Raw genomic sequence first — 5,433 nt, 5'->3', positions numbered from 1 at the left:
GTCTTCGACGACGACCAGATCGACAGCTATATCGAGCTGAAGATGGCCGAAGTGATGCGCTTCGAAATGACCCCGCATCCGGTCGAGTACGACATGTACTACTCCGTCTGAGATTCAATCTCGGTCCAAGATTAGCTATAATGCTCAAGCCCTTGAAAGACGTCCCTCTTTCAAGGGCTTTTTGCTGCGCTCCAATAGGATTGCCAGCCGACCGGCATGCCTCGCCTGCACGGCAGCCGCGCATGGACAGCCGTATCCGCCTTTCGTCTTCGACGATCATAGGATGCCCGGATTCTTGGACCTACGGTCCATCGGAGCGGCCGGCTTTTGAGCGCGTCGCTTCAATCACAACTCGGCGGTGTTCAGTAAATGATCAAGGGAGGCGGTTCGGCCGCCAACGTCGGAGCCAGGAGCGAGCGGAGCACTGTCTCAGGCTACAGTGACCGCTCGTCCGGCGCCCACGCCAATGCCGCCGTTCAAGAAAACCCCGCCCGTCCGAACAGCATTGCGTGACGTAACCCCAAGGCCAGCGAATACGCATGCCGTAGCGTGATCTGTCAACGCCGCCAGCCGGGTGGCGAATGACCGATTCCGTTGTATGAACAGATGCTTATGGAAGATCCATCGCCCCGGACAAGGGCTGGAAAAAGGCGGTTTTCCGGGCTTTCTGGCGAGTGATCGCCGCAGACCCGCACGGCTGCGGCCGGAACTCACGGGCGATTAGCGACCGCCGGAACTGCCTGACTTTTTCTGGGTATGTTTTACCGGGAATGCAGTCCGCCGGGTAACGGCCAAAAAAGAACCCCGGCGCGAAACGCCGGGGTCCTCTTGTCATACAGTCCGAAACACTTACGCGGCGGCTGAAACCTGAGCGCTTGCCGGAACCGAGGCGATCGTCTTCAGGATTTGCGAGGCGATCTGGTAGGGGTCGCCCTGCGAGTTCGGACGGCGGTCTTCCAGATAACCCTTATAGTCGCTCTTGATGAAGGAATGCGGCACGCGGATCGAGGCGCCACGGTCGGCAATGCCATAGCTGAACCGGTTCCACGGCGCGGTCTCGTGCTTGCCGGTCAAACGCTTGTCGTTGTCCGGGCCGTAGACGGCGATGTGATCCATCAGGTTCTTGTCGAAGGCCGCCATCAGCGCTTCGAAATAGGCTTTGCCGCCGACTTCGCGCATATAGGCGGTCGAGAAGTTGGCGTGCATGCCAGAGCCGTTCCAGTCGGTGTCTCCGAGCGGCTTGCAGTGGTATTCGATGTCGATGCCGTATTTCTCGGTCAGGCGCTGCAGGAGGTAGCGGGCCATCCACATCTGGTCGGCGGCCTTCTTGGAGCCCTTGCCGAAAATCTGGAATTCCCATTGGCCTTTGGCCACTTCGGCGTTGATGCCTTCGTGGTTGATGCCGGCGGCGAGGCAGAGGTCGAGATGCTCCTCGACGATCTGACGCGCGACGGAGCCGACATTGGAATAGCCGACGCCGGTGTAGTACGGGCCCTGGGGTGCGGGATAGCCGCTCTCGGGGAAGCCGAGCGGGCGACCGTCCTTGTAGAAGAAATATTCCTGCTCGAAGCCGAACCAGGCGCCCTCGTCATCGAGGATGGTGGCGCGCTTGTTTGAGGCATGCGGCGTGACACCATCGGGCATCATGACTTCGCACATGACCAGCACGCCGTTGGTGCGGGCGGGATCCGGATAGACCGCAACCGGCTTCAGCACGCAATCGGAGCTGTGCCCTTCGGCCTGCTGGGTCGAGGAACCATCGAAGCCCCACAGCGGCAGCTGCTCGAGTTCAGGGAATTCGGCGAATTCCTTGATCTGCGTCTTGCCGCGAAGGTTGGGGACCGGGGTATATCCATCGAGCCAGATATACTCGAGCTTGTATTTCGTCATTCTAGCCTCTCGTTGCTTGATCACCGAACACTGAACGGCGTCGACATGCGTCTGCCGTCAGCAGCTGGCCTGCCGCACACTTAAAATGCAATTCGTGTGCCATTCTTGGTCCGGAGGGTGCGACAAAATTGACGCGGCATCCACCGGAAGTCGGTGAGCCGCCTAAGCAATGCGCCCGGATCCATCACGGTCCTTATTTGCACAAATAGTGTGCAAATGCTGATCTTTTCATAGGCATATTGCCTAACTTGATTGCAGACCTTATCTTCGGGCCAAGTTGAATCGAAAAGGTTCGGCGGAAGAAAGGAACCCGGCAATGGAAGTCATTTCCACACGACCGTCGGCCAAAATTTTGATGTTCCCGGCGGCAGCACGCCTCTCTGCCTCAAATTTGAGCGGAAAGGCTAAGTTTGCGGCAGAGCTTGCCTCGCTGCGTGGTGCCCGCGCGGATTTCGGCGACGGCTGGTACCATGAGGCAGCCATCGAGGAAGAGGCCCGGGGCCGCAAGAGCTGACACAAAGGGCAGCAGCCCTCGCCAACGAATTGGCCTGAAAAGAAAAAGCCCGGCGCGATCGTTCGCGCCGGGCTTTCTTTTGAACGCTGGGGCTGCCTACTCCTTGGCGTGCAGGTCGGTGCCGAGCGTATCCTTGACGAAGATCATGCCGATGACCAGCGTTATAGCCGCGATCACCACCGGGTACCAAAGGCCATAGTAGATGTCGCCTTTGTAGGCGCTGAGCGCGAACACGGTTGCCGGCAGCAGTCCACCGAACCAGCCATTGCCGATGTGATAGGGCAGCGACATGCCGGTGTAGCGAATGCGGGTCGGGAACATCTCGACCAGGATCGCCGCGATCGGCCCGTAGACCATGGTCACGAACAGCACCAGGATGAACAGGATGCCGATCGTCATTGGCCAGTTCACTGCTGCAGGATCGGCGAACATGGCGAACGCGCCGCCGCCTGGAATGTTGTAGACGGTGACTTCGGGTGCGCCCGCTGCCTCATCGGTGGTCAGCAGCTTGTCCTTGACCGCCTGGTCGATCGGCACCGTCGCCTTTTCACCGGCACGGATGGCAGCGGCGTCCAGCTTCAGTTCCGGGTTGGCGGCAACAAACGCATCGAGCTTCTGGTCCGCAACCTTGGCTGCCGCGCGCTTCAGCGGATAGCCGCCGTCCTGCAGCGACATATTGACGGCCTTGATGAAGGCCGCTTCCTTGGCCTTGGCCTGATCACCGGCGGCGATGGCGTCATAGGACTCGACCGTCTCATTGCCGATTTTGACAGATGCGGGTGTGCCGGCGGCAGCCGTCGACACCACGTCATAGGGAACCGAGTTCTTGGTCAGGAACGAAGTCGCGATATCGCAGGATGTCGTGAACTTCGCCGTGCCAACCGGATTGAACTGGAATTTGCAGTCGCCCGGCGCCGCGGTCACCGTCGCCCTGGTGTTCTGCTGCGCCGTGGCGAGTGCCGGATTGGCAGCCCATGTCAGTGCCTTGAACAGCGGGAAGGTGCAGACAATCGCCAGCGCAAGGCCCGCCATGATGATCGGCTTGCGGCCGATCTTGTCGGAGAGCCAGCCGAAGACGACGAAGAAGATCGAACCGACCGCCAGGGCGACCGCGATCATGATGTTGACCGACTGCGCGTCGACCTTGAGCACGTTGGTCAAGAAGAACAGCGCGTAGAACTGGCCATTGTACCAGACCACGGCCTGACCGGCTGTGAGGCCGAGCAGCGCCAGCAGTGCAATCTTGGCGTTCTTCCATTGGCCGAAGGCTTCCGTCAGCGGCGCCTTGGAGCCCTTTCCCTCATCCTTCATGCGCTGGAAGGTCGGGGATTCGGAAAGCGAAAGCCGAATCCAGATCGAGATGCCGAGCAGCAGAAAAGACACGATGAACGGAATACGCCAGCCCCAGGCAGCATAGTTTTCCTTGCTCAATGAAGCCTGTACGATCAGGATCACAACCAGCGACAGGAACAGGCCGAGCGTCGCGGTGGTCTGGATCCACGAGGTGTAGTAGCCGCGCCGGTTGTCCGGCGCATGTTCGGCGACGTAAGTGGCCGCGCCGCCATATTCGCCACCCAGAGCCAGGCCCTGCAGCATGCGCAGGATGATCAGGATCACGGGAGCGGCGATGCCCAAAGTGGCATAGCCGGGCAGCAAGCCGACCAGGAAGGTCGATAGGCCCATGATCGTCATGGTGACAAGAAAAGTATATTTACGGCCGACAAGGTCACCGATGCGGCCGAACAGCAGTGCGCCGAACGGGCGCACAAGGAAGCCTGCGGCGAAAGCCAACAGCGCGAAAATGTTGCGGGTCGCTTCCGGAATGGCTGGGCTGAAAAAGGTCGAACCGATGAACACCGCCAGCGAGCCATAAAGATAGAAATCATACCATTCGAAAACGGTGCCGAGCGAGGAAGCGAAGATGACTTTCTTCTCTTCCCGCGTCATGCCGCGGCTTGTTCCGCCGGCGGTCGATGCTATTGCCATTGCGTTATCCTCCCGTGAGACCCGTTCTCAATGCTGCGCGACACTGTCCGCGTTCTCCTCCGAGCACGGACTCAACGACAGCCATTCGGGAAAAATGACAGAAAGCGCCCGCCAAAGGCAGCGCGTCTTTGGGATTATGACTTTGGTATTAGGTGCGCTGCGGGATGAAACCGGGCGAGTTGGGAAACCCCTAGCCCTTGAGCGCTTGCAGCAGGCCGGCGGCAGCCATCATGTCGCGCTTGCGAGCCGCGCGGCGGGCAACGGCCTCCGCATCCTGCCCCCAATGCTCGATCTGCCAGTCCTCGTCGACATGAGCAGCGGCCCAGGCAGCCTCAGCGTCGATCTCGCCGAAATCGACAGCCAGCGCCAGCAGCGCCGAACCGGTCAGCGACGTCATCACATGGATGGCGGCGAGCCGCAGCGGCTCGGCGCGCTGGGCAAGATGGCTGCCCAGCACGGCGATGGTCTCGCGCGGCTGCTCGACATGGATGATGCCCTCGGCCAGATTGAAGCGGGCTCCGAGCGTCCTCGCCCAGTCGATCACCGGATCCCAATGCTGGTTCTGCCGCTCCACCAGCCCTTGCGGCGCGTCGGCGCGATAGCAGGTGAGATCGGATGAGGCAAAGCGCAGGATATCCTCCAGCACCGCCTGCGGGTCGCTGGCGACGCCATCGATGGCCGTGTTGACGAGGCGCATCACCGGCATCTTCACCGGATCGATGGTCTCGCTTTGGGCGGCGAACTCGTCGGCGACGAGCGCGGCTGCTGCCTCGGTCGGCAGCACCAGCAGCGCCTTGCCCGGCGTCCGCACCGGCTTGCCGTCGAGATGCACGGCAAAGCCATTGTCGATAGGTGCCACAGAGGCGGCCTTGTAGAAGCGTTTGGGCAGAGGCGTCTTCATCTGGATCTGGGCGCGGCGCACAGGATCCGGGTCGGAGAGATACTTGCCCGCTTCGAGGTCGTTGAGGATGTCACGCATGAAGGTCTCTCTTACACCGGCGTCAGCTTGCGCGCCGGCCGGTTGACGATGATCAGGCCGGCGG

The 5,433-nt window shown here is 60.8% G+C and carries 4 protein-coding genes; 1 reads left to right on the top strand and 3 read right to left on the bottom strand.

Annotated features, from left to right (window positions below):
* Positions 1 to 849: 849 nt before the first annotated feature.
* Positions 850 to 1,890 carry a glutamine synthetase beta-grasp domain-containing protein gene (locus EN879_RS23040; protein ID WP_013531450.1) on the bottom strand — a complete coding sequence of 347 codons (1,041 nt, stop codon included), beginning with the start codon at positions 1,888 to 1,890 and terminating at the stop codon, positions 850 to 852.
* A gap of 316 nt (positions 1,891 to 2,206) precedes the next feature.
* On the opposite strand from EN879_RS23040, the gene EN879_RS23035 reads away from it, so the two are divergent.
* Complete coding sequence (locus EN879_RS23035) at positions 2,207 to 2,404, top strand: DUF2735 domain-containing protein (RefSeq protein WP_063168063.1); 198 nt, start codon at positions 2,207 to 2,209, stop codon at positions 2,402 to 2,404.
* A 96-nt stretch (positions 2,405 to 2,500) separates the two neighbouring features.
* Here EN879_RS23035 and EN879_RS23030 read toward each other — a convergent pair whose 3' ends face one another.
* Together EN879_RS23030 and EN879_RS23025 are read right to left on the bottom strand one after the other, a co-directional pair.
* A complete protein-coding gene (locus EN879_RS23030; protein ID WP_013531448.1) occupies positions 2,501 to 4,390 on the bottom strand; it encodes an MFS transporter in 1,890 nt (629 codons plus the stop codon).
* Positions 4,391 to 4,580: 190 nt separating this feature from the next.
* Positions 4,581 to 5,369 carry an ATP12 family chaperone protein gene (locus tag EN879_RS23025; RefSeq protein WP_063168064.1) on the bottom strand — a complete coding sequence of 263 codons (789 nt, stop codon included), beginning with the start codon at positions 5,367 to 5,369 and terminating at the stop codon, positions 4,581 to 4,583.
* Between the last annotated feature and the right edge of the window lie 64 nt (positions 5,370 to 5,433).

It is taken from the genome of Mesorhizobium sp. M7A.F.Ca.AU.002.02.1.1 (genome assembly GCF_003998535.1).
GTDB classification, from domain to species: Bacteria; Pseudomonadota; Alphaproteobacteria; order Rhizobiales; family Rhizobiaceae; genus Mesorhizobium; species Mesorhizobium ciceri.
The sequence above is the reverse complement of the archived record's forward strand: the minus strand, read 5'-3'. Positions and strand labels throughout refer to the sequence as shown.

Excerpts from the sequence above, each read along its gene's own strand:
- EN879_RS23040 (WP_013531450.1), bottom strand. The coding sequence starts at position 1,890 with ATGACGAAATACAAGCTCGAGTATATCTGGCTCGATGGATATACCCCG.
- EN879_RS23035 (WP_063168063.1), top strand. The coding sequence starts at position 2,207 with ATGGAAGTCATTTCCACACGACCGTCGGCCAAAATTTTGATGTTCCCG.
- EN879_RS23030 (WP_013531448.1), bottom strand. The coding sequence starts at position 4,390 with ATGGCAATAGCATCGACCGCCGGCGGAACAAGCCGCGGCATGACGCGG.
- EN879_RS23025 (WP_063168064.1), bottom strand. The coding sequence starts at position 5,369 with ATGCGTGACATCCTCAACGACCTCGAAGCGGGCAAGTATCTCTCCGAC.